The following is a 26,515-nucleotide window of genomic DNA, read 5'->3' on the forward strand; positions in this document are numbered from 1 at the left end:
ATTATATTAATATATTTATTGTGTTACCAATGTTAAAATAATATTGTTCAGAGTATTTATGGAAGGAAGAATAAATATGAGTATTGGAGATATGAATAAAATTAACAAACAGACTGTGGCTCAACAGGCAATAGAATATCTTAGGGAATATATTTTGAATATAGAAAATGAAGATAATCAAAAATTGCCTTCTGAAAGTGATATAGCAAAGAATATGGGTGTTTCAAGATTGACTATTAGAGAAGCCCTAAAGGTATTGGAAAATGAGGGATTGATATATAAAAGTCAAGGAAGCAATACCATGATTACTACATTTGCAAGGAAACTCTCTGAAAACATTGATTACACTGGAGAGTTAGGAAGCTTTTTAAAAGATTGCGGATATGATTTGGAGGTAGATGTACTTTCTCATAGATTGGATAAGGCTGATGAAAAAATTGCAAAGATTTTAAAAGTACAAACTGGAGAAGAAATACTTATTGTAGAAAAAGTATTTTTTGCAGACGGAAAGCAAGCTGTATACTGTATAAATAGATTACCTAAGAAGATATTGAAGGATATGGAACTTTCTGAGGAACTTTTTGGACAATCAATATTTGAGTTTATAGAAGAAAATACTAATTTTGAATTTAGTCATGACCATATGGAATTAATTCCCGAATTAGTTACTAAGGAACTATCTGAAATATTGAATTTAGATATAAATTCTCCATTACTTAGGGCTGATATAATCAAATATGCTACTGATGGAAAAGTGGTCATGTATAATTCAGAGTATTATGTAGACGAATTGATTAGATTTAATGCACTAAGGAGCAATTATGGTGCAAAACTCAGTAAACTTGGCTCTAGCATTAACAAGAGGAATGGTGATTAAAATGATATCATTTGGAGATTATATGGCGCCTAAGGATCTAGATGAAGCATATTCTACATTGATTTCTAAGAAGCCTGCTAGATTAATAGGTGGAGGATGTTTTTTAAGAATGGGAAATAGGAGAATTGGTCTGGCAATAGATTTATCACAAGCTGGGATTAATTATATAAATGATCTGGAGGAAGAAATTGAAATTGGAGGAATGACTAGCTTAAGGGATTATGAAACTTCAGAAATATTGAAGGATAATTTTGGGAATATAATTCGGGATTCTGTTAAGCATATAATTGGGGTTCAGCTTAGAAGTATAGCTACAATAGGTGGGACAGTTTATTCAAGATATGGATTTTCAGATCCTATCACGGCTTTATTGGCATTAGATGCAGATATTTATTTATATAAAGGAGGCAGAATGCCTTTAGAGGAATATCTTAAAGAGGAAAATCCTAGAAAAGATATTTTAGAAAAAATAATTATTAAAAAGAATGTGGAAAAAGCTGCTTTTGAGACCCTAAGAAATTCAGCAGTTGATTATGCTATATTAAGTGTAGGTGCTAGCAGAGTAAATGAAAAGTATAGAATATCAATTGGAGCACGACCTAGAGTGGCAACATTAGCATATAAGGCTATGGAGTATATAAACAATGTTGAAATTAATGAAGATACTGCCACTAAGGCTGGAGAGTTAGCTTCGGAGGAAATTCATTTCGGGACCAATAATAGAGGAACAGGTGAATATAGGAAAGAAATTTCTAAAGTACTTGTTAAAAGAGCATTGTTGGGGGTGCAGAGATGATTGTAAATTTATATATAAATGGACATAAAAAGTCTTTAGATGTTAAACCAGATGAGTATCTTTCTGAAGTATTAAGGCGTTATGGCTATCTTAGCGTAAAGAAAGCGTGTGATACAGGTTCTTGTGGTGTATGTAGTATATTAATAGACGGAAAACCAGTCTTATCTTGTTCATATTTTGCAGCTAGAGCTGAGAACAAACATATAACTACAATTGAAGGAATCTCTGATGAGGATAAAAAGGTTGGAGAATTTTTAGTTGCCGAAGGAGCAGAACAATGTGGATATTGTAGTCCAGGACTTATTTTGACTGTTATTGCAATGAAAAAAGAGCTTAAAAATCCTACTAAAAAAGATATATCTCAATACCTAACTGGAAATCTATGTAGATGTACAGGATATGTGGGCCAACTTAGAGGGATTATGAAGTATATGGGGGTGAAGGAATGAGTGAATATGCCATAGGAAAAGGAATTTCAAAAGTAGACGGAATGGCACTAGTTACAGGGAAACCAGTATACACTGATGACCTTGCACAGAAGAACTGTCTTATAATTAAAATACTTAGGAGTCCCTATGCATTTGCTAGAATAGAAAGTATAAATATTGAAAATGCAAAGAAAGTTCCAGGAGTTGAATGTATTTTTACTTATGAAGATGTACCAAAACATTTGTTTACAAGAGCTGGACAGTCATATCCTGAGCCATCAACTTATGATAAATATATTTTAGATAAATATGTAAGATATATTGGGGATGAAGTTGCAATAGTTGCTGCTGATACGGAAGAAACAGCTATTAAAGCTATGAAGCTAATAAAGGTGAAATATGAAGTATACAAACCAGTTTTGGATATGACCAAGGCAGAAGAGAGTAAAAGTAAAATACATTTTAAAGATAGATGTTTTTCAAATATAGATAATGGATTTAATCCAGAAAAAAACATTGCAGCAGTATATAATTTTAAAGTTGGTAATGTTGAAGAAACATTGAAAGAATGTGATGTGATTGTAAGTGAAGAATATTCTACACAAGCCACAGCACATGCTATGATGGAAACATATAGGTCCTATTCATATATGGATCAATATGGAACTCTTGTTGTAGTATCATCAACTCAAATTCCCTTCCATGCTAGAAGGCATATTGCTAAGTCTTTAGGAATTCCAGTAAATAAAGTAAGAGTTATTAAACCTAGAATCGGAGGAGGATTTGGGGGAAAGCAAAATACTCAGACAGAATTTTATCCTGCTTTGGTAACATATAAAACAGGTAAACCATCAAAAATAATCTATAATAGAAGAGAAACTTTTGAATCCACGTCTTCAAGGCATGCAATGAAAATAGGAGTTACTATAGGGTCTGATAAAGATGGCAATATTAAAGCCATAGATATGAATGTCCTATCAGACACTGGAGCCTATGGAGAACATGCCAGTACTGTACTAGGATCATCAGGATATAAAACCTTACCTTTATATAATAAAATAGTTGCATCAAGGTTCACTGGAAAGGCAGTATATACCAATCATACACCAGGAGGTGCCTTTAGAGGTTATGGTGTAACACAAGGTACATTTGCACTGGAATCAGCAGTAAACGAGTTGGCTTATAAATTGAATATGGATCCTGCTAAACTTAGAGAAAAGAATATGATAAAAAAAGGAGAAACCTCAGAGGTATTTAATATAACCACTATTGGAGCAGGCGAAGATCCTATTATTATGAATAGCTGTGAACTTGAATACTGTGTTAAAAGGGGAAAAGAGCTCATAGATTGGGATAATAAATTTCCTAGGAAGGAAATTTCTCCTACAATAATAAGAGGAGTAGGGATGTCTATTTCTATGCAAGGTTCTGGAATTCCTGGAATTGATACTGCTTCTGCTACTATAAAACTTGATGATGGAGGAAAATTTACTTTATTAACAGGTGCATCAGATATAGGTACTGGAAGCGATACTATTTTAAAACAAATAGCCGCAGAGGCATTGGGGATATCTGTTGATAATATATCAGTGTTTTCTGCAGATACTGAGCTTACTCCTTTTGATGTGGGTGCATATGCTTCTGGAACTACTTATTTTAGTGGTAATGCAGTAAAAAATGCAGCTTTAAAAATGAGAACTATGATAGAGGAAGAAGCTGCTAGAATTTTGGAAATAGAATCTTCAGAGGTTGAATTTAATGGAATTTATTTTAAGAATAAAGACGGGAGTAAGGAAATAACATTAAGTGACTTAAGTAATAGATTGATATACAAAGCTCCTCATATTCAATTAACTGCTACAGGTTCCTTCAATACTACAGATGTGGCACCTCCTTTCTTATCTGGGTTAGCTGAAGTAGAGGTTGATATTGAAACTGGAAAAGTAAATTTGATAAATTTTGTATCAGTTATAGACTGTGGAACTGTAATTAATCCCAAACTTGCTAGAATACAGGCAGAAGGAGGAATAGTACAAGGAATAGGCATGGCACTATTTGAAGAAGTAAAGGAAACAAAATCAGGAAAACTTATAACAAATAGTATGATGCAGTATAAGATACCATGTAGAATGGATATTAATAATATAATTGTAGATTTTGCAGATGGATATGAGTCCACAGGTCCATTTGGTGCAAAATCCATTGGAGAAGTCGTCACAAATTCAGCTTGCCCTGCCATTGCCGATGCTATATTTAATGCAGTTGGAATTAGAGTAAGGGATCTACCTATAACACCTGAAAAAGTAAAAATGGCATTAATGAAAAAACCGAAAATATCCTAGGGTTGATTTAACCTCCCCAAAAGTGACATTTTATACTAGACTATTAATGAGGATTGAGTTCTAATTAAATAGGACTCAATCCTTTAGGTTTATGCTTAATTTTATATTTGTTGTACCATTCTATATAATATATTAATTTATAAATTTATCATATTTTTTCTTGACAAATAATTGCAAATAAAGTATATTATTATACAAGTAAAAATATATGCATTGATAAGGACAGTATCAAAATAAATTTATTAAAGAGAGATAATTATTTGGTGAGAGATTATTATAAATTATTTTGTGAAAATCACCTTTGAGCATAATACCTGAAAAGAGTAAGGTATTACGTGAAGACGTTATACTTTTTAAGTGACAAGAAATATTCTAATTATTTCTTGTAATTTGGGTGGTACCACGGAAATTTCGTCCCTAAGTCTAAGACTTAGGGATTTTTTATGACCTAACCCGATTTGTGTTTTTTGCAAATCGATGGTAGGTCAAACGCAATGAAAACCCAATCTATACGAGCGTAGCGAGTAAATAGATTGGTGTTTGAAACTGCGTAACACAACCGAGGTTCAAAATCAATTTAAATAATAAGATAGTGGGTCAAACGCAACGAGAACCAAACGTGGCGAACAAATGAATTTGAGTTGCAAAACTGCAATTCTATAAAGAAAGGATGAAGAAAGTGAAAAGATTTAATGAGTTATCAAGTGAACCCGTTAAAGTACGTGAGCATAATATAAGCAAGTACTGGGAAGAAATAGATTTGCTTCATAGATCTGTAACTACAAGGGATGAAAATAAGCCATATGTATTCTTTGAAGGGCCTCCTACAGCCAATGGAAAGCCAGGAATACACCATGTAATGTCTAGAACTTTAAAGGATTTAACTTGTAGATATAAAACTATGCAAGGATACCAAGTAAAGAGAAAAGCAGGATGGGATACCCATGGACTTCCAGTAGAGATTGAAGTGGAAAAGAAATTAAACTTAAAGAATAAACATGATATTGAATCCTACGGATTAGAAGCATTTAATAAACAATGTAAAGATTCTGTTTTCCAGTATGAAAAGCTTTGGAGAGATATGACAGAAAGAATGGCATATCTAATAGACTTAGATAATCCTTATATAACTTTAGACAATAATTATATCGAATCAGTATGGTGGATATTAGATAAATTCTATAAAGAAGGATTAGTATATGAAGGACATAAAATATTACCATATTGCTCAAGATGTGGTACAGGGCTTGCGTCCCATGAGGTCGCACAAGGCTATGAAGAAATCAAGACAGAAACTGTAATAGCAAAGTTTAAGCTAAAGGATAAAGATGAATACTTCCTAGCTTGGACAACAACACCTTGGACGTTGCCTTCCAATGTTGCTTTAACAGTAAATCCAGAAGTAGATTATCTAAAGGTAAAACAAAATGATGAAGTTTATTATGTAGGTAAGGATTTAGCAAATAAGGTATTAGGTGAGGACTATGAAGTATTAGAAGAAATGAAGGGTAAAGACTTAGAATTAATAGAATATGAGCAATTAATTCCATTTATAAAAGTAGATGGAAAAGCATTCTTTGTAACTTGTGCTGATTATGTAACGACTGAAGACGGAACAGGAATAGTTCACTCTGCTCCAGCCTTTGGTGAAGATGACTATAATACTGGAATGAAATATGGATTATCAGTTATTCAACCGGTATCTGAAGATGGAAAATTCACTGAAACACCATGGGAAGGCAAATTCGTAATGGATGCTGATCCAGATATTATAGGGTGGTTAAGAGAAAATGGAAAGCTATATAAGAAGGAAAGAGTAGCACATAATTATCCGCATTGTTGGAGATGTAAGACTCCACTTCTATATTATGCAAAACCTTCTTGGTATATAGAAATAACTAAATTAAAAGATAAATTAATAGAAAATAATAATGGTGTAAACTGGTATCCAGATTTTGTTGGAGAAAAAAGATTTGGAAACTGGTTGGAAAACTTAAATGACTGGGCGATTTCAAGAAGTAGATATTGGGGTACACCTCTACCTATTTGGAGATGTGGAGATTGTGGTCATACTGCTTCTGTAGGTTCAAGAGCTGAACTTGTAGAAAAAGCTATTGAAGATATAGATACAAGTATAGAACTTCACAGACCATATGTAGATGATATTCATTTAAAATGTGAAAAATGTAATGGAAAGATGACTAGGGAAAAAGATGTAGTAGATGTTTGGTTTGACAGTGGTGCTATGCCATTTGCGCAACATCACTATCCATTTGAGCATAAAGATGATTTTGATTCATTATTCCCAGCAGACTTTATTTGTGAAGGTATAGATCAAACTAGAGGATGGTTCTATTCACTACTTGCCATATCAACTTTTGTAACAGGAAAATCACCATATAAAAATGTGTTGGTTAATGACTTAGTATTAGACAAAGAAGGAAAGAAAATGTCTAAATCTAGGGGAAATACTGTAGATCCATTTGATTTATTTGATAGATATGGGGCAGATGTTCTAAGATGGTATGTAATCTATGTATCTCCACCATGGACACCAACGAAATTTGATGAAGATGGACTTAGAGAAGTAGAAAGTAAATTCTTTAGATCCATAAGAAATGTATATAATTTCTTCTCATTATATGCAAATACAGATGGTATAAATCCAAGAGAATTTTTCATCGAATACAAAGATAGACCAGAAATCGACAGATGGATACTTTCAAAATATAATAGTTTATTAAAAGAAGTAAAGGCAAATATGGATATTTTTGAACTAACAAAAGTAGTAAGAGATATTCAAGAATTTATAATAGAGGATCTATCTAATTGGTATATCAGAAGAAATAGAAGAAGATTCTGGTCAACTGAATTAGATGACGATAAAAAAGCTGTATATAATACAACTTATGAAATACTTGTAGGTTTATGTAAAATGGTAGCTCCATTTGTACCATTTATTTCCGAGGAAATATATCAAAACTTGACAGAAGATGAATCAGTACATTTAGCATATTATCCAGAAGTAAATGAAGAATTAATAAATAGAGAAGTAGAAGAAAAGATGGATTTAGTAAGGGACTTAGTAGGGCTTGGCCGTGCATCTCGTGAATCAGTAAAGATAAAAGTACGTCAACCACTTAAAGAAGTAGTTATAGATGGAAAATATGAAGAACAAATCAAAGACTTAGTTCCATTAATCATGGAGGAGTTAAATGTTAAAGAAGTAGTATTTGAAAAGGATTTATCTCAATTTATGAACTACTCCCTAAAACCAAATTTTAAGGTAGCAGGTTCAATACTTGGAAAGAAAATTAAATCCTTTGGAAAAGCTTTAGGAGAACTAAATGCCCATGAAACAGTAGAAAAACTAGAATCAGGTGAGAAACTAGTATTAAATTTAGATGGAGAAGATACAGAAATTGAAAAGGATTATGTATTAGTTACTATATCATCTAAAGAAGGTTTTGATGTGGCTATGGAAAACAATCTATTTGTAATTCTAGACACAACTCTTACTCCTGATTTAGTAAATGAAGGGTATGCAAGGGAATTTGTATCTAAGATACAGCAAATGAGAAAGAGTAATGGCTATGAAGTTCTAGATAATATAAATATATTCTATGATGGATCTGACGAGATCCAAACAGCAGTAGATGAATATACAGAGTTCATTAAATCTGAAACTTTAGCTAAATCTATAGAAAAAGTGACAGAAGAAGATTTAGAAAAACAGGATTTAAATGGACAAATGACAGGAATAAGGTTAGAAAAGACAGAATAGAAATAAAAGTAAGGTAGATAGCGAGAGTTATCTACCTTCTTTTTCTATAAATACAAGTAACCTATAGAAAAAGAAGGAATTTCAAAAAATCTGTAGAATTCATAATTGTAAGAATTTTATTATCAGAAGTAGCACTAGTAGAAGTAAGAAACCATGTCGAAGAATATAAAGACATTACAAGTCTGATTGATATAATAATTACCTGAAAGGTTATGTTTTAATAAGTTGTATCTCTATGTAATTATAATTAAGGTAAAAATAGAAATTGAAAACAAAACTACCACCCAGTTACAGACGGTAGTTCGATTTCTAATGTATAAAGTGTTTACATGATTATGTTTTATTGATATGCTAGTGTTATAGAAGGGGAAAGGGGGGAATAGTTAATGAAATCAAAATTTAAGTACGGTTTAATTGTTATTGTTGTAGCTAGTCTTGCATTAATCGGGTTTAAGAGAATGAATATCTCAGCCTATGATAGCAAAGAAATCAACAATGATGTAATTGAACAAGTAAATAAGGAATATGCAGAAGCGGAAGACGTAACCACAATGGAAGAAGAAACCCCAGTCCAGGTTGAAGTTCACGCGGATAAAATAGGCGAATGGGCTTCGGAAATGAAAAAGATGTTATCTGAACCATTAGACGACCCAAAGTTAAGAGAAACGAACAACGACGAAGCTTTTGAGAAATACTTAAAGGCAGGAATAGTAGTTGACAGTTTTCCATCGAGGGCGGTAGAACAAGGTTCGGCCATTAGAGAAGATTTCTCAAACATACTTTCACTATCTACTCTCATGGGACTTTTACAATTTTCACGAACGACACACTTAGACCCAAATGGTGGGGCGATAGAAGCTACGGAACTATATAGTGAATGGAGACCGGCTAGCGACGACTTGGAAAAAGTATATGAGAAAATAACCCAGATTATAAACGATATTGACGTCAAATACAACAAAGAAGGCGAGGGCGAAGTCTTTGGAGTAACTTATTCACTAGATGGGGATAAAGTGGATGAATTAGAAAAGTTTATTAGGGGCGAATAAGGGATAACGAGAATGGATGGAAGAACCTTCAAGGATATACGGAAGTAAGTTAAACGACGACTATAATAAAATATTTAATTTTTAGGCGGAATTACGTTATGAGAACGTAGTCCCGCCTTTTTATTGGAACATTTCAGTTGCAGTTTAAAATATTATTATGAAAAGAAGGAATCTAGAGACTTATGTAGAATTAGTATATAAGACAAAAAGGGATTGAGACTATAGGTATATGAGGTTAGTAGCTTAGTATTTTGACTATCTAGGATGTTTTGGAGTGTGATACTATGAGAAATAGAAGTAAAATAATGCCTATAATTGTAATAATACTAATAGTAGTAATTACATTAGTATTATCCAAATACAACCAAAAGCAAAAGAGATATGAAGAGTATGTCGATGAAAAACTTAATCAGCACTTTTATATAGTTTGTGATTATATAATAAATTCCAATGCAATCATTGAAAATGCTATTGAAAATCAGTATATCTTTGAGAATGATTTAGAATATCTAAATCACCAATTTTACGTATATTTACAAAGTTTAGATGAAATTAATGAAATATCAATGAAATTTAAAGAATTTGATTTTTTTAGTGTGAAAAAAGAATATGATTTTAACAGGGAGTATTCTTACTTCTATTATAATATTGGAGATTTGTTTGGTAAGCAACAATATGATGATTATTCCACGAAAAAACATGAGTTAAGTGAAAAGGATTTAGATGTGTTTAAACAATCCTATGAATATACTTTCAAAGTTGTTAATATTATAAAGAATCATATAGACTATTACAATATGTTTGATATAGTAATTACAGAAACTGAAGGAGAAGAAAGAAGCCACCTAATGCAAGTATATAAAAAAGAATATCTTATTCCTTGGCCTGATAATAAAGGAGGTAGTGAAGTAACCATGACAGCTATTGAAGATGGAACTGTAACCAAAATACCAGCTAGATATGATTATCCTAAAAAACCTTTTATAAGTATAAATACTGAAGAATGGATAAGTATTTATAAATCTATTTATTTACTTAGTATTAATAAATAGATTTGATTAGGAAATGTTACAAACACTAAGATATATAGGAATGGTTGTTATAGTCCGATGAGTTCATTACTGATAAAATAAGATATTGAATATTAGTAAAAAAATAAAAATAGAGATTATTTATATAATTAAGGGGTGGATATAGTTGTTTAAAGTAGATAAACTTAGCTCAGAAGCTATTGATAATTTAACATATGATGATAGTCCAAATTTTTCAGGAATTGTTGCTGGAGAATGTAAAGGTGATATGTGGGTTGATGACTTAGATAATCCTAATATTGCATTGGTGTATTCATTTGCAGTAGGTAGTTTTTCAATATTAGGAGAACCTAGTAATATTCAGATATATAGCAAATTTAAAGATTTTATTTTGGATAGTATGTTTGACCAGTTAAAGAGTAAAGGTATTAATTATTTTGAGTTTTCCGTTGAATCGGAGAAAGCAAAACCATATATATTAGATATATTTAATAATAGAGATATTCAGAGTGAAGATGAATATGTATTTCGAAAGAATGATAAATATAATGGAAATATTATGGTCCCAGATGGATATGAGATATTTAAAGTTGATTATGAATGCTTAAAGAAGTTAGAAAGTGGTCTATTTGAAAATAAGGATTTTTTAGTTGAAAGATTATTAGAATCCTGGGGTAATTATGACAATTTCTTAAATAAAAGCATAGGGTATGTGGCAGTAAATCAAAATAGAGTAGTTTCTGTTATTATTGGAACAGCTAGGTTTAAAAATATAATTCCAATTGATATTGAAACTGAAAATAGTCACAGGAAAAAAGGATTAGCTCTTGCTTTGACGCGTTACTTCATAAATGAATGTGTAGATATTGGAGTTATGGCACAATGGGATTGTATGGATTCTAACATAGCTTCAAGGAAAACAGCTGAAAGAGTTGGATTTCAGTTCTTGAAAAAAAATAAGGTTTATTGGTTTGACTTTTAGATGAAGTATGATAGACTATTTAAATTCACTTAAAGGTAGAAGGTTGATTTTTGAGGAGGAACGATAATGGAACGAGTCATATTTAAGAATTCAAGGAACTTAAACTTAGTTGGGCACCTATACCCATCTACTTTTGAATCAATAATTATAATGTGTCATGGATTTATGTCGAACAAGCATTCAAAGGGACGATTTGAAAGGCTTGCTACAGCATTTAGCAAATCAGGCTACAGTGCTTTACTTTTTGACTTTAGTGGATGTGGAGAAAGTGATGATGATATTTTAACTGTTGAAAAAGAAGTAGATGATTTGAAGTCTGCAATTCAATTTGTAAAGTCAAAAGGATATAAAAAAATTGCACTTTATGGTCATAGTCTTGGAACTCTTATTTGTTTAAAAAATTATACTCCTGAGATAATAACAATGGTTTTATCAGGTGCTGCAACTGATTCTATGAAGTATAACTGGTATGAATTCTTTACAAAAGAACAAATGGAAGAACTGGAGGAAAAGGGATATTTGACACAGTATACGCCACAAGAACTAAGAAAAAAGACTATAATTGATGAAAGAATTCTAAAAGATTTTGAGTTGATTGATCAGAGGGAGCTATTAAAGGATGTTAATTGTCCAGTTCTAATAATTCATGGGAATAATGATGAAGAAGAAAAATTACTCTACGAAAGATCCAAAGCAGCAATGGCATTGCTTTCAAATGACTCAAAATTAGAAGTTATTGATGGAGCAGATCATAGTTTCCTTGAGCATTTTCATATAGTAATAAAATTAGCTACGGAATGGTTTACAAAACATCTTGGTTAATATTGCGAGGTATAAGGTTTCGTAGGTTAAGGCATTCTATAACAATGTTTGTGCAAGAGTGCACTAGGGCATAATCTTAGGCAATGTGTACCACATCCCTTCATCGGGAATAAAGCTCCGGTAAGGGGTACTTTTTTGGTGTCCAGTTAAGGGATGGCGAAAATACAAGAGACTTTATAAGACATTGTACGCTATTTTTAGTCAAATATTCAGTAATCTATATTAGGGGGATAAGTTATTATGAAAAATAAGATTGCATGGGAGTATCGTGCTTATGAGTTCTGGAATCTGCGTGATGGGAATCCTAAAGATAAAGCGATTCAGATAAAAAAAGATCCTTTGAGATGCCTAAAAAAACATCAAAAGTATTTTCATAATATCAAAGATTTAAAAATTGCTAATCTCTGTGGATCAAATGGTCGAAAAGCTGTTCCATTAGCAATTATGGGTGCACAGGTTACAGTGTTTGACATATCCGAAGAAAATATGAGATATGCTCTCGAATTAGCAGAAAGTGCAGAGACGTCAATTGATTATATCCTAGGGGACATTTATGATATTGATATTCAAAAATATAAAGATTATTTTGATATTTTATATCTAGAAGGTGGCATTTTGCATTACTTTATCGACATTAATGAATTTGCCAGAATATTGTATCAAATATCTAAGAACAATGCAAAGCTTGTATTAAGTGACTTTCATCCCTATAGAAAGATAATCCCAATAGGGCAGGGAGGAGCGAGTTCATTACATACAGATGGAAACTATTTTGACTGTGATATCCATGATGGTGAAGTAGCATATGCAGTCCAATTTGATAAAGATGAACAGAAGGATTTTCCAACTTGTCATCTTAGATACTATACGTTAAGTGAGATAATTAACGCTGTAATTTGTGCCGGTTTTGTACTGAAAGAATTCTTTGAACACCCGAGTTGGAATGATAGTAAAATACCAGGAGAATTTACTATATATGCAGAAAAATTAGAATAGGAAAATGATTAAAAAGAAGGGTAATGGTAATTACTACTTCACAAATTTAAGAAATCCATAGTGTAATAATATATTTGCGTAAAGGTATAGATGGGAGTAATTTTAGGATGGTGGGTATCACATTTTCTGTGGAAATAAATTTATTGAAGGAATGATATAATGAAAAATGTAGAAGAAGTTAGATATAAAAATGAACGAAGCAAAATTAAGGAATATGAGCTGTTTAGTAAGTATTATATAAATGGATCGCCAACAGTATTATTTGAGGCTGGAATGGGTGATAGCAGTGAAGTATGGACCCATATTCAAAATAAGATATCATTACTTACTACAACTTTTTCTTATGATAGAGCAGGAATAGGTAGAAGTGATACTTCAGTAATTCCTCGTACATGTCTAGATATTATAGAGGATCTGTCTGAGCTTTTGCAAAGAGTATCAGTTAAGCCCCCTTTTATTTTAGTCGGGCATTCTTTCGGAGGAATGGTGTCAAGATTGTTTGCAAGTATTTATCCAAATTTAATAGTGGGGATAATATTAGTGGACGCTGCTCCCGAATATAAAGAATTAGCTTTTGAAAAAGTTTTACCTAATCACTTAAAAGCTTCAAACAGAGAATATTACAGTAATCCAATGATTAATTCTGAAAAAATTGATAAAATCGAAAGCTATAAGCAAGTAGATAAACATAAGTGTGTGTTTGAATTTCCATTAACAGTAATAACTCGAGGGTTACCTGATAATTATAAAAAAGATTGGCCTAACCAAGAAATTCTAGATGTAGAGCAAAAGCTTCAATTTGAATTTAAGAAATTATCTAGTGATAGTAAAATTATTGTAGCAAAGAAAAGTAGACACTATATACAAAATGATGAACCAGAATTAATTGTGGATGTAATAACAGAAATAGTTAATAAATACAGAGTCGGGCAAGTGTCAAACATCATCTAACAAAGTGCTTGAGCAAGGGTACTCATAGGGAAGGAGTGATAGAGGTAGGGAAAACTATAATTTCTTACTTAGAGTGAAGCATAATCAAGCTGATATTCCTTTGGGAGAAGTTCGAACAAGCTGAGTCTGAAGATGGAAAAAAACATTTCTTTGATGTATGGCAAAAGACCACGGCTTTAAGAAGAATTAATCATCCAAAATATGCTATAATGTTAGGAGATAATCTTCAAAGTGACATTGAGCCAGCACAAAAATTAGGTTTGGCTGGAATATGGTTAAATAAGAGTCTTACTTTAAGTGATACTGGCATTAAGTCTGATAATGAAATATCTAAATTGAAAGAATTGCTAGATTTATTGTAGTTCAAATCTTATTTTAAATTAAGTCATGTGTTGTTAAATAACATTTTAAGGAGTTGAAATAATTATGAAAAAAATAAATGGAAAGACCATTATAAGAGAGGTATTGGAATGGAGTTTATATTTAACTGTATCATTTGTGATTGTATTATTTCTTAATACTGAGGTATATGCGTTAACTGAAGTGAAACAATGGTCTATGGAGAATACTTTGTTTGAAGGAGAAAGGCTATATATAGATAAGATTTCTTATCATTTTTCAGAGCCTCAATTTGGAGATATTGTTGTATTTCTTCAAGGTGAAATAAATGAAGGCTTTAATGATAGAATTATAACTGCATTAGAAGATATAAAAATGAAGTTTCAAGGAGAACCTCGTAGGAATAGGTTTATTAAAAGAGTAATTGGAGTTCCAGGAGACAAAATTGATATTCAAGATGAAAAAGTATATGTAAATGATAAACTACTAGAAGAGACATACGTTAAAGGTAATACAATTAATAGTACCGTAGAATATCCCGTTATTGTACCTGAAGGGCAACTATTTGTAATGGGAGATAATAGAGAACATAGTAATGATAGTAGGGCATTTGGTCTTGTGGATTATAAGAGTATTGAGGGTAAAGCAATATTTAGATTTTGGCCAATTAATAAACTAGGAGATATAAAATAGGTAGAGACTATTTCTATAAGCTAAAAGGATAGCCATAGGATATGGTGTAAGAATTTATATATATAAAATTGGGATTAATATATGATGATATATATTATAAGGCTTTTACTTAATTTTTGATGAAACAAGGTAAATAGATAATACTATTTGTCTTGTTTTTTATTTAGGATATGTTTTAGAATAGTATTGAAAATATTATATTTTTAAATGGAAGTCAAAAATGACTTCCATTTGTTTATATCTTGTGGATTATACTAAGTTATTAAGGTAAAGAGAGTGTCTATGATGTAAGTATTTTTTATCTATAAATAATTCATAGCTTGAACCAGATAAAACAAATCTGAGGTTTTCTACAAGTGACTATTACAAGATTTTAATTATCTTTTAACTTAATTGGAATAAAGGCTTCCATTTGAGCCCAGCCTTGAGCTTCAATAATTTCGGGAGGAGTAATAATATGTCCCATGGAATAATGATTTGGTCTTATGTCTAGTTCAAAGACCTCCGATTCTTCAATATATTTTAAAGCTTCATTATAGAGTTTTGTCCTAATATCGTCATCGCCATCTTTGTATGCGTATGTCAGGTAAAAACCTCCGTCAAAATCAATTACTTCATTTCCACCACTATCTATATCTTCGCTAAGTGCAAATATCCATATAAGTCCCTGATTTTCTTCATCAAAGTATAAGAAATCTCGTGGCAAAAAACTATCCCTATCAGATGGTTTGATGATAGAAAAATAGTCATTGAATTTCCCTAAAACACCTGATGGAGAAAAATCAAAATTCTTATCCACACCTGAAGAAGCTGCTTTAAATGCTGGCAATGATATAATTCTAAACTTCATACTATAACCCCCTATTTTGATGGTAATTAAAAGTTCAAATTCTTGTTTTAGCCATCATATCATATTTTCAGAATATTGTCACCAGTTTTATATAAGTGTTATTTAGACTATATTTTATATAAATGAGAGATATTATTTGCTTTATTTTTTATTGAAAAGGATTTAAAGATAAAAGAAGGAGTTTAGAAAAAATTGTAGAATATTATATTGTTAGAAACCTTGTATGAAAATTAGAAAATGGACTGAATTTCACTATTATGTATTAAGGAAAAGGTGATATTATGATGACATGGAGGTAGGTACTATATGGAAAATATAATATAAGGAGAGATATTTATGGATGATTATACCCTTATGGAGCTATCAGAAGAACAAGCTAAAGAGATTTGTAATTGGAGATATGAAGGAGAATATTCAATATATAATTTTTCAGACTGGGAAACTGTAGTAAAGAATAAATGGGGACTGTCAATAGAGAAGAAAAGGAAATCAGAATTTGTTGCTATAGTTTTAAATAATGAATTGATTTCTTATGGCAGGGTAAGTTTAAAGTTTGATAAGGCATATATAGGAATTGGACTAAGACCATGTTTTTGTGGAAAAGGTCATGGAAAAAATATTATGAAATTATTAATTGAAGAATGTAAGAGAAGGTTTCCTGACAATGGGATAGTACTTGAAGTAAGAAGCTTCAATAAAAGAGCAATTAATTGTTATAGGAATGTTGGCTTTGAAATTAAAGATAAATATATGAAAAAGACTTTTGATGATTCGGAAGATGAATTTTATTATATGGAGTATATAGGGCAATAAATATTATGAGAAAGAAATTGTGGAAGATGAATCTAAGAAGTACCCTCTAATCTTATTTTACATGGTTCGGGGGGAGCGGAGATAGGGAATTCATATATAGATAAGAAGAATATTCCAGATATAATTGTATCACAACAATGCTCACATGGTGCTTTGGAAATCAAAGAGAATTAGAGGTTAAGTAATTATGTTATGATTTGTGATATTGTGTTTGTATAGAAGATATAGATGTACTAGGATTAAGATACAATTTTAAGGGGTAATATATCATATTTCAACTGAAGGATTTTTATATTAAATTCAGCTGAAGAAGAGCTCTTAAAATTTGATTTTATAATCGTGATTGCTTTAAAAACATAGAATTATTAGCTAGGATAGCTATTACAATTTTAATAATTTTAATATAGTACTTAAGGGATATGATGATAATACGGAAAAATCATTGGCAAATCTACAAATGGAACTTTATAAAAAAGGCTATGATGGAGAGCATACGAAAGATTTGCCACAGCATATAACACTAGGGACTTTTAGAGTTTCACAAGAAATGGAGATAAGAGAGCTTTTAAAAAAAGTAGCTGCTAAAACAGAAGCATTTACAATAACGTTTAATCATGTTGGAATTTTTGGAGGTTCAAAAGTTCTCTTCATCGCACCTGACTTGAATCGAAAATTGCTTGAATTGAAGGAAAACTTTAGTGATAGCCATAATTGGACTCCACATACGACGATGTTAATTGATAAGCCTAATATTATTTATCAAGCGTTACCAATTGTAGCTGACAAGTTTGAAGCATTTGAAGGGTATATCAATTATATTTATCTATATGAATTTTGGCCAACTCGTTTTATATGTTCTGAAAAATTAATTTACCAGGATTAATTGGATAGAAAAATTATTAAATATACAAGGAGAATGTGAGTTACTTATATTTTATTCTTAAGGTTATATGAAAAGAGGGAGAATAGAGATGTACACAAATATTTATCTAGTTAGGCATGCAGAGGTTGATTATATTCCAGATGAATATAGTAGACCATTGTCAGAAAAGGGAAGTAAAGATGTTTTAAGGTTAACAGAATTATTTAAAGAATATTACATATCTAGAGTAATATCGAGTCCTTATTTAAGGGCAATAAATACTATAAGAGGTATAGCAGAAAATAGGGGAGTAACTATAGAGATAGTAGATGACTTTAGAGAAAGAAAAATTGCAAATAGGCCAGTTGAAGATTTCATTTTTTTTACAAAACAGCAATGGAATGATTTCGATTATTATTTAGAAGATGGAGAAAATTTAAATGAAGTACAAGCTAGAGGAATTAATGCCTTAAAGAATATTATAGAAAAATATAGCGGTGAGAATATTGTAATTGGAACACATGGGACAATATTAGCTGCTATCTTAAATTTTTTTGATAAAAAATATAATTATGATTTTTGGAAATCAATGAAGATGCCAGATGTATTTAAGTTACAGTTTAAAGATGGAAATATGGAAAATATTATAAATATAAAGATTTAATATGTGAGAAATGAAAATTGAGAAATTATTGGGAGAGGAATGATAATATTTTCTTGATATCGTAATGATAAGCAATAATGATTAGAAAACAATATTGAAGTCAATCTGTTGCGAATCATATTATAAGGAGGTTTTACCTTGATAGAGTTGCTAAATGAAGAAATATATAATCTCCGTTCCCTATGTGAAGGAAAAAAGAGTGTTGTTCTCTGGGCAGTTGTCGAAGGAAATATGGGAAAAGCCTGGGTTGATAGCAAGGATGATCCTACAATAGGAAATGTTTTGGTTGCTGACTTTTGTTACCTATTAGGAAGCATTAAAGACGAAAAAGACGAAAAAGATGAAATCAAGGTAAAGGAGTTACTTGATAAATGTAAAGGTAGAATCATTGTTGCAGATAGTTTTTTGTGGATTTCTACTATTGAGAAATATTATTCTTATAGTCTTAAAAAGTTTAAAAGATATGCTATAAAAAGGGAACATGATGTATTTCAAGAAAAACTTCTCAATGATTATATTTAGGCTGTTGAGGATGAATTTAAAATAGATAGGATTGATGAAGATTTTTATTATAAGGTGTTAGAAGATAGTTTCATGGCAGATTGCTGTTCAAACTTTTCGTCTTTAGAGGGATTTATGAAACATGGAATAGGATATGTAATCGCATATAAAGGAGAGATTATTTCAGCCGCATCTTCCTATAGTTATTGTGAAGGATATATTGATATTACTATTGGAACTAAGAAAGAATATAGACAGAAGGGACTAGCTTTGGCTTGTGCTTCTAAACTGATTTTAGAATGTCTAGAAAAAAAGATATATCCTGTTTGGGATGCGGTAGATATGAGATCAGTGGCTCTTGCTGAAAAATTAGGATATCATTTTGATAAGGAGTATGAGGTGTATTCTATTTCATAAAATTTAGATAAGCACTTAGTTAAGTATATAAGCAAGAGCAATATAAGAATGGAGGACATAGTGAATGAAAAAGTCAATAGGAATATTAGCTGGAATGGGACCAAGATCCACATCACCATTTCTTGAATCAGTACTAGATCAATGCCAAATTCAATACGGTGCAAAACATGATATAGATTATCCACATATTATGATTTACTCTCTGCCTACACCATTTTATTTAGATCGTCCAATTGATCATAAGTTAATGAGAGAAACCATAATTGAAGGAATTCAACATCTTGAATCAACAGGTGTTAGTTGTATTGCTATGCCGTGTAATTCTGCCCATATATATTTTGATGAACTAAAGGAAAAAATTAGCATTCCATTATTAAATATTGTTGAAGAAACCATGAAAAAAGTAGATTCAAATAAAAAGATAACTATATTTGCTACGGAATCAACTTTTAATTCAGAACTATATCAAAAAGGAATATTAAATTCAGACAATCAATTTATATTCAGAAGTGATTGGCAGAAAAAAATAAATATTATAATTCAAATGATAAAAGAGAACAAGGAAATATCTGAAGTCAATTTATATTGGAATGAGTTAGTTAAAGATGCTATTGCCGAAGATATTGATGATATAATTATAGCCTGTACCGATTTAAGTATTCTAAAAAATAAATTTAAGAATGAGGTAAATTTTATAGATTCATCTCATGCCTTAGCTGAGTCGTTAATAAAAGAGTATTTAAAGTAAGAGGCTATCAATATCTAATACATAAATAGTCAAATAATTAATGAAAGGATTGATAAGATGTCCTATGAAGAGATATTAAAGTTGATAGGGAATATCTCTCCTCATGCAAAAGATTATGTACAAAAATCCTTTGAAAATAAGAGGATTGAAATATTATATTCTTTATTTACGGAGGAAAATAAAGGTGTATTTATAATTGTTGATAATGATGATTGCTGTATTTTCTATGCTTCATTTCTTAATGAAAAGAATATAGAAGATATCTTAAGAGCAATTAATGATAATACTAAAGAATATATTTCAAGAATAAGCTCAAAAGAATTATGCTTTAACATATATGGTAAAAATCAAAAGATAATTGACTTAGTAAGCAAATTAGGCTTTAGATCAGATATGGAAGGATATCATCTTGAGTATACTGGTAGAGAACTTCCACAAATAAAAAAAGCTAATTTGATTGAAAAAGGTTTTGAGCAGGATATGCTAGAAGAATTTATTGATTTGTTTGATAGTTCATATTTTCAACTAAATATAGATAATGAATGGAAAGTAAATGGTTATGCTGTAAATAAAAATAAATTTTGCCAAAAACTTAATGACTTGAATAAACTTAGTCAAGTGCGTTCATTTTGGTTAAATAATGAGTTAGTAGGTGCATATAGTTTTGAGCAAAACTACATAACAGATATTGTTGTCAAACCAATATTTCAAAATAAAGGATATGGAAGTTATATACTAGCACATTGCATTAGAAATATGTCTGTAGACAAATCTATTAAGAATATAAGACTTCGAGTTGCGAAATCAAATACTGGTGCTAAAAAATTATATGAAAGAAATGATTTTATTGAAATAGCTTGTTTTGCAGAGCATACTTATGGAAAATAAATGAAGAACCTTACTAACATTGCTATTAGTAGATAATTAAGATATAGATAGGAGAGATAAGAGTGGGTAATATAAATTATGAATATAAAGTTGTTGGTAATGGGAATACAATACTTGTCATAGATGTAGGAATAGGAAATTCATTTTATGATTTATATCCACTTATTGAACAGATAAAGGATTATTTTACAGTTATTATTTACCATAGACAAGGATATGGTAAGAGTAGTCTTCCAAAATCCTCTAGAACAACAAGAAATATAGCATATGAATTAAATACAATGCTTAAAGAAATTGGAATCAAAGAAGAGTATATTTTAATGGGACATTCCTTCGGTGGACTATGTGTACAACAATATGCAAAAATGTATCCCGATGAAATTAAAGCTATAGTATTATTGGACTCAACTTCATATAACTTAGAGCAGCTAGATAATCTTGATACTCCAATGATAAATTCACAAACATCAATAGATAAGATGACTGCTTTATTTAATGAATTATCTTTTAAATCCAGAGAAGAGCTTATTAGCCAAAATACAGATATGACCTCTAAATATGAGAAGTATGTAGGTAGTGAAGAGTTACAAGATGTTGTGGAATTTTTCGGAAATCCAAATCTTTATAAGACAGTATCAGATGAATTTGCAAATTGGATACATGATGGAGAAGATATTAAAAGCATGGATACATTCCCAGATGTTCCTTTAAGAGTAATTGCTAGGGATAAGATGGCATCTGTTAGAGATTGGATGAAATATGATATTCCAGAGGAAGAAGCAGTTAGACATGAAAATAAATGGCGTGAATTACAAGAAGAATTGGCACTGCTATCTAATCAAGGAAAATTTATAATTGCTTCAGAGAGTGAACATTTAATATACATAAATAGACCAGATGTGGTAATTGAGTGTTTAAAGTCCCTAATTTAAAAACGTAAGACAGAAAAAGAAACATTGTTATTTATAGGAGGAATTTATGAAAAGAGACAAGCTAGCTGAAATTGCCAAATTAGAAGAACAAAAATGTTTTCATGGAAATGTTATGGGGCTTGAGTCCAACATTGAGCCAATAATTAATTTATTTCCTAAATGGTCGCTGGAAAATTGGGATGGTAGATGGTGTGCTGCATTTGTTTATTACTGTTGTATGAAGGCTGGGTTTAATATTCCAGTAAAATTTCCCAATGAAAATGTAAAATGTAACTTTGCAGGTTGTTCCGCGTGGGAATCATGGGGTAGTTTACCTGAAAATCAATTTTATTATCCAGTTGAAAATAATAGTTTTATTCCAAGTAAAGGAGATATTGTAATATTTAATAATGTTTTTTTAAATGAACCCCATGATCACATTGGCATAGTTCTGGAAAATTATGATAGCTATATAGTTGTCGCTGAAGGAAATCTCAATAATGTATCTGGAACTGTAAAAAGAAATAAGAATAAAAATATAAGAGGATATATCAGAATACCTGAAGATTATAACTTCATAAGATAATCAAAACCAGAAAAATTATTCTAAGTGAGGTGATTCTATTGAAATATGAGATTAGAAGAGCTGTGATAGAAGATGTTGAATCTCTAGCAAATGTTATCGTTGAAAGTTGGAGATCAGCTTATTCTAGTATTATACCCGAGAATGAAATAACTAAATTCCTAGATAAGCAAAGAAGACAACAGCAGTTTAAAAGATTTATTCAAGATGAAGAAATTATTTTGATTGGAATTTGCGACGGCATACCTTGTGGATTAGTATTTGCAAATAAAGATAATGATGAGCAACTAGAAGAGTGCGGCTCTATTTATTCAATATATCTCCTTGAAGAATACTGGGGAAAAGGATTAGCTGCTAATTTAATGGATGTAGTTATAAGTATATTAAGAGATGAAGGCTGTAGAAGAGTTTCACTATGGGTTTATGAAGAAAATGTAAGGGCAATAGGATTTTATGAAAAGTATGGTTTCACATTTGATGGTACTAAAAAGCATAGTCGGTTTTCCAATAAACCTATTGAATTAAGATATATATTGGATATATGAGAATAAGAAGAATAACTACATAAAATTGTTATCATAGGAGGACTTATAGTGAAAAAAATTGTAGCAAGATATTTCTATGTTCCAATTTGTCCCGAATCATTTGCTTCATTAGATCGTCTTCGTAATTTATTTTTGAAGTATAAAGAGCAGGTTGATTTTGAATCATTTAATATTTTTGATTGTAAATTTGAATCATTATACTCTTGGTTTTTTAGTGAAGAAGAAATAATAGAAAGTGTTAGGGAAAATGGGACATACCCACTTCTTTTTGGAAAGTTATTTATTCAAGGTAATGAAATAAAAGGTTTTCCTCCATCAAAGAAATTTATATCAAATGCCTTAAAGGAACACGGTATATCCTTCGAAGAGGAAGATTATAAATTTAATTATGGAGCAATCACTAAAGAGAGACTTAAATATGATATAGATAAATTTCAGATTAAGAAATATGATGGAAAACTCCTTAGGGATAGTTGTATTATTTGTACAAAATACAATCCATATCTAGATGAAAAATCATATATTCCTGAGAATTGGGTTAAATATGAACAATTAAAGAGAAGATTTTTAGAGGAAAGTTTAGAGAATGGCAGTTTAGCTGGTTATATTGAATACTATAACCATGAACCAGTAGGATTTATTGAGGCATTTCCATTAAATATATCAAGAAAACTAGGATTTCCAATATCAAGTAAAAGTACCAATGGTGTTATGATTACCTGCCTTTCTGTTCGTAAAGAAATGAGCGGATATGATGTAGCTTCAAGATTAATAGAATATCTTGAAAAAGAAGTAAAAAATAGAAAATATGAATCAATAGAAGTATTATCATTTCCAGATGAACACAATTGGCAGCCTAAATCACTATATGAAAAAAGAGGTTACAATGCAGTTAAGGAAATAAAAGAATTATGTATTATGAGAAATGAATTGTAATAGATCTGTCTAGGATATAATATGAGCTATAGGGTTGCTTTAATTATTATGACAAATGAAAAGCATAGAGTTAGCAATCGTTAATAGCTATTAATTTTGATATTAACACTAAATATGGAAAAATTTCACCATATCATATTGACTTTGACGTCGTGTCGTACCTTATACTGTTTGTTAAAGGGAGGAGGAATCTATATGGAATTAAAAACAATTAGTCAAGTTTCAAATGCTTTTAAAATTTCTACAAGAACACTTCGATATTACGAAGAAATAGGACTTTTAGTCAGCTCTAAAAAAGAAGGATATGCCTATCGTAGCTATGATGAGAATGCAATTTTACGCTTGCAACAAATTGTGATCTTGAGAAAGCTACGTATTTCATTAAAACAAATTGGCGACATATTGAATAACGAAGATGTTATTCAGGCCATTGAGGTATTTAAACAAAATATAACTAATTTAGAAGACGAAATAGCGGCATTATCAACAATCAAAGTGATTCTAAACCGTCTTATTGAGACTTTGCAGAAGAAAACAAAACTTAAATTGAAACTTGGCATATTAAGTGATGATTATATACTTGATGCAATTGATTCCTTATCCTTACAAAAAATTAGTTTTAAGGAGGAAGAGTCAATGGAAGATTTAAATAAGGCAGCAAAAAGTCTATCGACACTTAAAAATGTCAGAATTGTTCATTTACCACCATTTACAGTAGCTGCAAGTCATTATATTGGAGCAAATCCCGAGGAAAATGCAGAAAAACAGTTAGAACACTTTATAAAAACAAGTAATCTATATGAAATTAAACCAGATGCTCGCGTATTTGGATTTAATCATCCATGTCCATCTAATGATAGACATGACTATGGGTATGAATTTTGGATCACAATTCCTGAAGATATGGAAGTACCAGTTCCCCTTGAGAAAAAGCATTTTAATGGAGGACTATATGCAGCCCATATGATTACTTTTGGAAACTTTCATGAATGGGAATGGCTGTCAAACTGGGTTAATGTCAATAATTCTAAATATGAGGCAAATTATGCTGATGATGGTGGAGAATGTATGGCAGGTCTGCTAGAGGAATCGCTTAATTATCTATATCGTTATAATCGCAATTGGCCAGAAAGTGATGAACATCAGCTTGATTTATTGTTTCCAATAAAATTGAAAGAACAGAAATAGGATAATGGGGAGGTAGATACTCCCTTTTATGCTATTCATATTTAAAGTAAATATTAGGAGGATAAAGATGAAGCATTCATTTAATATGACGATGCCAGATTATGATAAAAATAGTAGAGTTTTTATTGAATTACCTTTTAATGTATGGAACTTATTCAACAAAAAAGGAGCAATAAGAGTTAAGGGAAGTATAAATGAGTCTCCATATGAATGTGCTCTTATTCCAAGGGGAAACGGCACTTACTTACTACCTATAAATAAAAAGATAATTGAAAAATCGAGAATAAGTACTGGGGATACTTTAAACATATATATGGAAATAGTTGATAATAATGAAAAAAATAAACCAAAAGTCAATGAACTAATTGAATATAGAAGGATAGAAACGATAAATTATATTGAACAACCTAATCCTAGAGCCTGTGGACAAGCATGTATAGCTATGCTTGCAGGGGTTAATGCAGAAGAAGTAATAAAGGTTATGAATACCAAAGGGTCAACGAGCATTGGACAACTAATTGAGGCTTTAGATTATTATAAAATAAAACATTCTGGCACTAACAAGAGAATTTCTAAGAAAAATCCAAACTATTCAGAAGTGTGTATTCTAACAGTTCATATGCCAGATTATAGCCATTGGGTTTTATATTTCAAAGGAAAATTTTATGATCCAGAGTTTGGAGTTCTTGAGAATTGTCATCCAGATGGAAAAATAACATCATATTTGGAGATATATAGGGAATGAAGCTTAGTTAAGTCTGAAAATATAGGAGTATATAATGGGGGGAATAGTAGATGGAATACTATGGTTTAACAGAGGTTGGGGCTTCGGGAATAAATGCTGATAGTTATTATATATCACAAGATGAAAAAGTATTTGCCGTAGCAGATGGAGCTTCAGGGGCTTTTGATAAGGTTGAGGCAGGGATTATATGTATGAATGCAATTAAAGAATTGGATTACCATTCTTTAGGATTAAATTCACAGCAATATATTTTTCGCTGTATTAATGCGGCAAATAATAGATTAATAGAAAAATCTCAGCTAGATAGACACCTTTCTTTCGGAACAATGACTATGGCAGTGGTTGATGAAGGGAGATTGAGTATAGGAGCTGTAGGAGATACCCCAGCTTTTTTAATCCAAGGAAATAAGATTAGAAAAATAATAAAGCCAAAGAAAAGATATGCAAAACTAATTGAGTTAGGAATTTTAACAGAAGAAGAAATAGATAAAGCCATTTCCTCTATACCAGATGAAATGTGGTCTATGTTTGATAACTTTCTGCCTATGGTAATACCTCAAATTGCAGTAGAGGAATATTTAATTTCACAGAATGATATTTTGATTATTTGTACTGATGGTGTTTCTGACTGGATAGATGAGGATGAATTTGTAGATGTTTTAAGAAGTTCATCTTCCATTGAACAAAGTTGCAGAAAGCTTTTTTCAATTGTAAATGAAAGATGTTCAGCTAATAAATTAGATGATAAAACCATAATTGTTGTACAGGTTTAAG

The 26,515-nt window shown here is 30.8% G+C and carries 26 protein-coding genes, 1 pseudogene and 1 other annotated feature; of the genes and pseudogenes, 26 read left to right on the plus strand and 1 reads right to left on the minus strand.

Annotation, left to right across the window (positions count from 1 at the left end):
* Positions 1-76 precede the first annotated feature (76 nt).
* The 13 genes from RBU61_RS01955 to lepB all read left to right on the plus strand — a co-directional run bounded on the left by RBU61_RS01955 (position 77) and on the right by lepB (position 15,090).
* Positions 77-877: a GntR family transcriptional regulator gene (locus tag RBU61_RS01955; protein ID WP_308877833.1), complete on the plus strand. Its 801-nt coding sequence runs from the start codon at positions 77-79 to the stop codon at positions 875-877.
* Complete coding sequence (locus tag RBU61_RS01960) at positions 825-1,673, plus strand: FAD binding domain-containing protein (RefSeq protein ID WP_308877834.1); 849 nt, start codon at positions 825-827, stop codon at positions 1,671-1,673. Before RBU61_RS01955 ends, RBU61_RS01960 begins: the two co-directional genes overlap by 53 nt.
* A complete protein-coding gene (locus RBU61_RS01965; protein ID WP_308877835.1) occupies positions 1,670-2,122 on the plus strand; it encodes a 2Fe-2S iron-sulfur cluster-binding protein in 453 nt (150 codons plus the stop codon). Before RBU61_RS01960 ends, RBU61_RS01965 begins: the two co-directional genes overlap by 4 nt.
* On the plus strand, positions 2,119-4,443 hold the full coding sequence (locus RBU61_RS01970) for a molybdopterin cofactor-binding domain-containing protein (RefSeq protein WP_308877837.1): 2,325 nt from the start codon (positions 2,119-2,121) through the stop codon (positions 4,441-4,443). Before RBU61_RS01965 ends, RBU61_RS01970 begins: the two co-directional genes overlap by 4 nt.
* Positions 4,444-4,647: 204 nt before the next feature.
* Positions 4,648-4,865 (plus strand) — a binding site (T-box leader).
* Between the two features lie 257 nt (positions 4,866-5,122).
* Positions 5,123-8,227 (plus strand): isoleucine--tRNA ligase, encoded by a 3,105-nt coding sequence (gene ileS, locus RBU61_RS01975; RefSeq protein ID WP_308877839.1) that lies wholly within the window; start codon positions 5,123-5,125, stop codon positions 8,225-8,227.
* A 386-nt stretch (positions 8,228-8,613) separates the two neighbouring features.
* Positions 8,614-9,276: a hypothetical protein gene (locus RBU61_RS01980; protein ID WP_308877841.1), complete on the plus strand. Its 663-nt coding sequence runs from the start codon at positions 8,614-8,616 to the stop codon at positions 9,274-9,276.
* A 284-nt stretch (positions 9,277-9,560) separates the two neighbouring features.
* Positions 9,561-10,328, plus strand: coding sequence for a hypothetical protein (locus RBU61_RS01985; RefSeq protein WP_308877842.1), 768 nt, complete (start codon positions 9,561-9,563; stop codon positions 10,326-10,328).
* Between the two features lie 145 nt (positions 10,329-10,473).
* Complete coding sequence (locus RBU61_RS01990; RefSeq protein WP_308877843.1) at positions 10,474-11,289, plus strand: GNAT family N-acetyltransferase; 816 nt, start codon at positions 10,474-10,476, stop codon at positions 11,287-11,289.
* 66 nt (positions 11,290-11,355) lie between these two features.
* Entirely contained in the window at positions 11,356-12,111 is a 756-nt protein-coding gene (locus RBU61_RS01995) for an alpha/beta fold hydrolase (protein WP_308877844.1), read from the plus strand.
* A gap of 240 nt (positions 12,112-12,351) precedes the next feature.
* On the plus strand, positions 12,352-13,107 hold the full coding sequence (locus tag RBU61_RS02000; RefSeq protein ID WP_308877846.1) for a class I SAM-dependent methyltransferase: 756 nt from the start codon (positions 12,352-12,354) through the stop codon (positions 13,105-13,107).
* Positions 13,108-13,266: 159 nt separating this feature from the next.
* Positions 13,267-14,058, plus strand: a complete 792-nt coding sequence (locus RBU61_RS02005; protein WP_308877848.1) for an alpha/beta hydrolase — start codon at positions 13,267-13,269, stop codon at positions 14,056-14,058.
* A 92-nt stretch (positions 14,059-14,150) separates the two neighbouring features.
* Entirely contained in the window at positions 14,151-14,420 is a 270-nt protein-coding gene (locus RBU61_RS02010) for an HAD family hydrolase (RefSeq protein WP_374212504.1), read from the plus strand.
* A 64-nt stretch (positions 14,421-14,484) separates the two neighbouring features.
* Complete coding sequence (gene lepB / locus RBU61_RS02015) at positions 14,485-15,090, plus strand: signal peptidase I (RefSeq protein WP_308877850.1); 606 nt, start codon at positions 14,485-14,487, stop codon at positions 15,088-15,090.
* A gap of 373 nt (positions 15,091-15,463) precedes the next feature.
* On the opposite strand, the gene RBU61_RS02020 is transcribed toward lepB, so the two are convergent.
* Positions 15,464-15,940 (minus strand): GyrI-like domain-containing protein, encoded by a 477-nt coding sequence (locus RBU61_RS02020; RefSeq protein ID WP_308877851.1) that lies wholly within the window; start codon positions 15,938-15,940, stop codon positions 15,464-15,466.
* Between the two features lie 336 nt (positions 15,941-16,276).
* Between RBU61_RS02020 and RBU61_RS02025 the strand changes: the two genes are divergently transcribed.
* From RBU61_RS02025 to RBU61_RS02085, 13 genes and pseudogenes are all read left to right on the plus strand, one after another.
* A complete protein-coding gene (locus tag RBU61_RS02025; protein ID WP_308877853.1) occupies positions 16,277-16,753 on the plus strand; it encodes a GNAT family N-acetyltransferase in 477 nt (158 codons plus the stop codon).
* Between the two features lie 442 nt (positions 16,754-17,195).
* Positions 17,196-17,636: a 2'-5' RNA ligase family protein gene (locus RBU61_RS02030; protein ID WP_308877855.1), complete on the plus strand. Its 441-nt coding sequence runs from the start codon at positions 17,196-17,198 to the stop codon at positions 17,634-17,636.
* An 88-nt stretch (positions 17,637-17,724) separates the two neighbouring features.
* Positions 17,725-18,279: a histidine phosphatase family protein gene (locus RBU61_RS02035; protein WP_308877857.1), complete on the plus strand. Its 555-nt coding sequence runs from the start codon at positions 17,725-17,727 to the stop codon at positions 18,277-18,279.
* 147 nt (positions 18,280-18,426) lie between these two features.
* A pseudogene (locus RBU61_RS02040) lies at positions 18,427-19,197 on the plus strand (GNAT family N-acetyltransferase).
* Positions 19,198-19,261: 64 nt separating this feature from the next.
* Entirely contained in the window at positions 19,262-19,945 is a 684-nt protein-coding gene (locus RBU61_RS02045) for an amino acid racemase (protein WP_308877858.1), read from the plus strand.
* Between the two features lie 57 nt (positions 19,946-20,002).
* The gene (locus tag RBU61_RS02050) at positions 20,003-20,833 is read left to right on the plus strand and encodes a GNAT family N-acetyltransferase (protein WP_308877861.1); all 831 of its coding nucleotides are present in this window, start codon (positions 20,003-20,005) and stop codon (positions 20,831-20,833) included.
* Positions 20,834-20,895: 62 nt separating this feature from the next.
* On the plus strand, positions 20,896-21,765 hold the full coding sequence (locus RBU61_RS02055; protein ID WP_308877862.1) for an alpha/beta fold hydrolase: 870 nt from the start codon (positions 20,896-20,898) through the stop codon (positions 21,763-21,765).
* 46 nt (positions 21,766-21,811) lie between these two features.
* Positions 21,812-22,330: a CHAP domain-containing protein gene (locus RBU61_RS02060; RefSeq protein ID WP_308877863.1), complete on the plus strand. Its 519-nt coding sequence runs from the start codon at positions 21,812-21,814 to the stop codon at positions 22,328-22,330.
* A gap of 38 nt (positions 22,331-22,368) precedes the next feature.
* Positions 22,369-22,872 carry a GNAT family N-acetyltransferase gene (locus RBU61_RS02065; RefSeq protein ID WP_308877864.1) on the plus strand — a complete coding sequence of 168 codons (504 nt, stop codon included), beginning with the start codon at positions 22,369-22,371 and terminating at the stop codon, positions 22,870-22,872.
* A 48-nt stretch (positions 22,873-22,920) separates the two neighbouring features.
* On the plus strand, positions 22,921-23,808 hold the full coding sequence (locus RBU61_RS02070; RefSeq protein ID WP_308877865.1) for a GNAT family N-acetyltransferase: 888 nt from the start codon (positions 22,921-22,923) through the stop codon (positions 23,806-23,808).
* A 195-nt stretch (positions 23,809-24,003) separates the two neighbouring features.
* The gene (locus RBU61_RS02075; RefSeq protein ID WP_308877866.1) at positions 24,004-24,996 is read left to right on the plus strand and encodes an effector binding domain-containing protein; all 993 of its coding nucleotides are present in this window, start codon (positions 24,004-24,006) and stop codon (positions 24,994-24,996) included.
* Positions 24,997-25,063: 67 nt separating this feature from the next.
* Complete coding sequence (locus tag RBU61_RS02080; protein ID WP_308877868.1) at positions 25,064-25,741, plus strand: DUF1905 domain-containing protein; 678 nt, start codon at positions 25,064-25,066, stop codon at positions 25,739-25,741.
* A 50-nt stretch (positions 25,742-25,791) separates the two neighbouring features.
* Positions 25,792-26,514 (plus strand): protein phosphatase 2C domain-containing protein, encoded by a 723-nt coding sequence (locus tag RBU61_RS02085; protein WP_308877869.1) that lies wholly within the window; start codon positions 25,792-25,794, stop codon positions 26,512-26,514.
* Position 26,515 lies beyond the last annotated feature (1 nt).

The organism is Tissierella sp. MB52-C2 (assembly GCF_030931715.1).
Taxonomy (GTDB): domain Bacteria; phylum Bacillota; class Clostridia; order Tissierellales; family Tissierellaceae; genus Tissierella.

What these genes read in the sequence shown, in the direction of transcription:
- RBU61_RS02005 (WP_308877848.1), top strand. Translation starts at nt 13,267, where the DNA reads ATGAAAAATGTAGAAGAAGTTAGATATAAAAATGAACGAAGCAAAATT.
- RBU61_RS01955 (WP_308877833.1), top strand. Translation starts at nt 77, where the DNA reads ATGAGTATTGGAGATATGAATAAAATTAACAAACAGACTGTGGCTCAA.
- RBU61_RS02050 (WP_308877861.1), top strand. Translation starts at nt 20,003, where the DNA reads ATGTCCTATGAAGAGATATTAAAGTTGATAGGGAATATCTCTCCTCAT.
- RBU61_RS01970 (WP_308877837.1), top strand. Translation starts at nt 2,119, where the DNA reads ATGAGTGAATATGCCATAGGAAAAGGAATTTCAAAAGTAGACGGAATG.
- RBU61_RS02035 (WP_308877857.1), top strand. Translation starts at nt 17,725, where the DNA reads ATGTACACAAATATTTATCTAGTTAGGCATGCAGAGGTTGATTATATT.
- RBU61_RS02000 (WP_308877846.1), top strand. Translation starts at nt 12,352, where the DNA reads ATGAAAAATAAGATTGCATGGGAGTATCGTGCTTATGAGTTCTGGAAT.
- RBU61_RS02020 (WP_308877851.1), bottom strand. Translation starts at nt 15,940, where the DNA reads ATGAAGTTTAGAATTATATCATTGCCAGCATTTAAAGCAGCTTCTTCA.
- RBU61_RS01965 (WP_308877835.1), top strand. Translation starts at nt 1,670, where the DNA reads ATGATTGTAAATTTATATATAAATGGACATAAAAAGTCTTTAGATGTT.
- RBU61_RS01995 (WP_308877844.1), top strand. Translation starts at nt 11,356, where the DNA reads ATGGAACGAGTCATATTTAAGAATTCAAGGAACTTAAACTTAGTTGGG.
- RBU61_RS01985 (WP_308877842.1), top strand. Translation starts at nt 9,561, where the DNA reads ATGAGAAATAGAAGTAAAATAATGCCTATAATTGTAATAATACTAATA.
- RBU61_RS02080 (WP_308877868.1), top strand. Translation starts at nt 25,064, where the DNA reads ATGAAGCATTCATTTAATATGACGATGCCAGATTATGATAAAAATAGT.
- RBU61_RS02045 (WP_308877858.1), top strand. Translation starts at nt 19,262, where the DNA reads ATGAAAAAGTCAATAGGAATATTAGCTGGAATGGGACCAAGATCCACA.
- RBU61_RS02085 (WP_308877869.1), top strand. Translation starts at nt 25,792, where the DNA reads ATGGAATACTATGGTTTAACAGAGGTTGGGGCTTCGGGAATAAATGCT.
- RBU61_RS02060 (WP_308877863.1), top strand. Translation starts at nt 21,812, where the DNA reads ATGAAAAGAGACAAGCTAGCTGAAATTGCCAAATTAGAAGAACAAAAA.
- RBU61_RS02075 (WP_308877866.1), top strand. Translation starts at nt 24,004, where the DNA reads ATGGAATTAAAAACAATTAGTCAAGTTTCAAATGCTTTTAAAATTTCT.
- RBU61_RS02025 (WP_308877853.1), top strand. Translation starts at nt 16,277, where the DNA reads ATGGATGATTATACCCTTATGGAGCTATCAGAAGAACAAGCTAAAGAG.
- RBU61_RS01980 (WP_308877841.1), top strand. Translation starts at nt 8,614, where the DNA reads ATGAAATCAAAATTTAAGTACGGTTTAATTGTTATTGTTGTAGCTAGT.
- lepB (WP_308877850.1), top strand. Translation starts at nt 14,485, where the DNA reads ATGAAAAAAATAAATGGAAAGACCATTATAAGAGAGGTATTGGAATGG.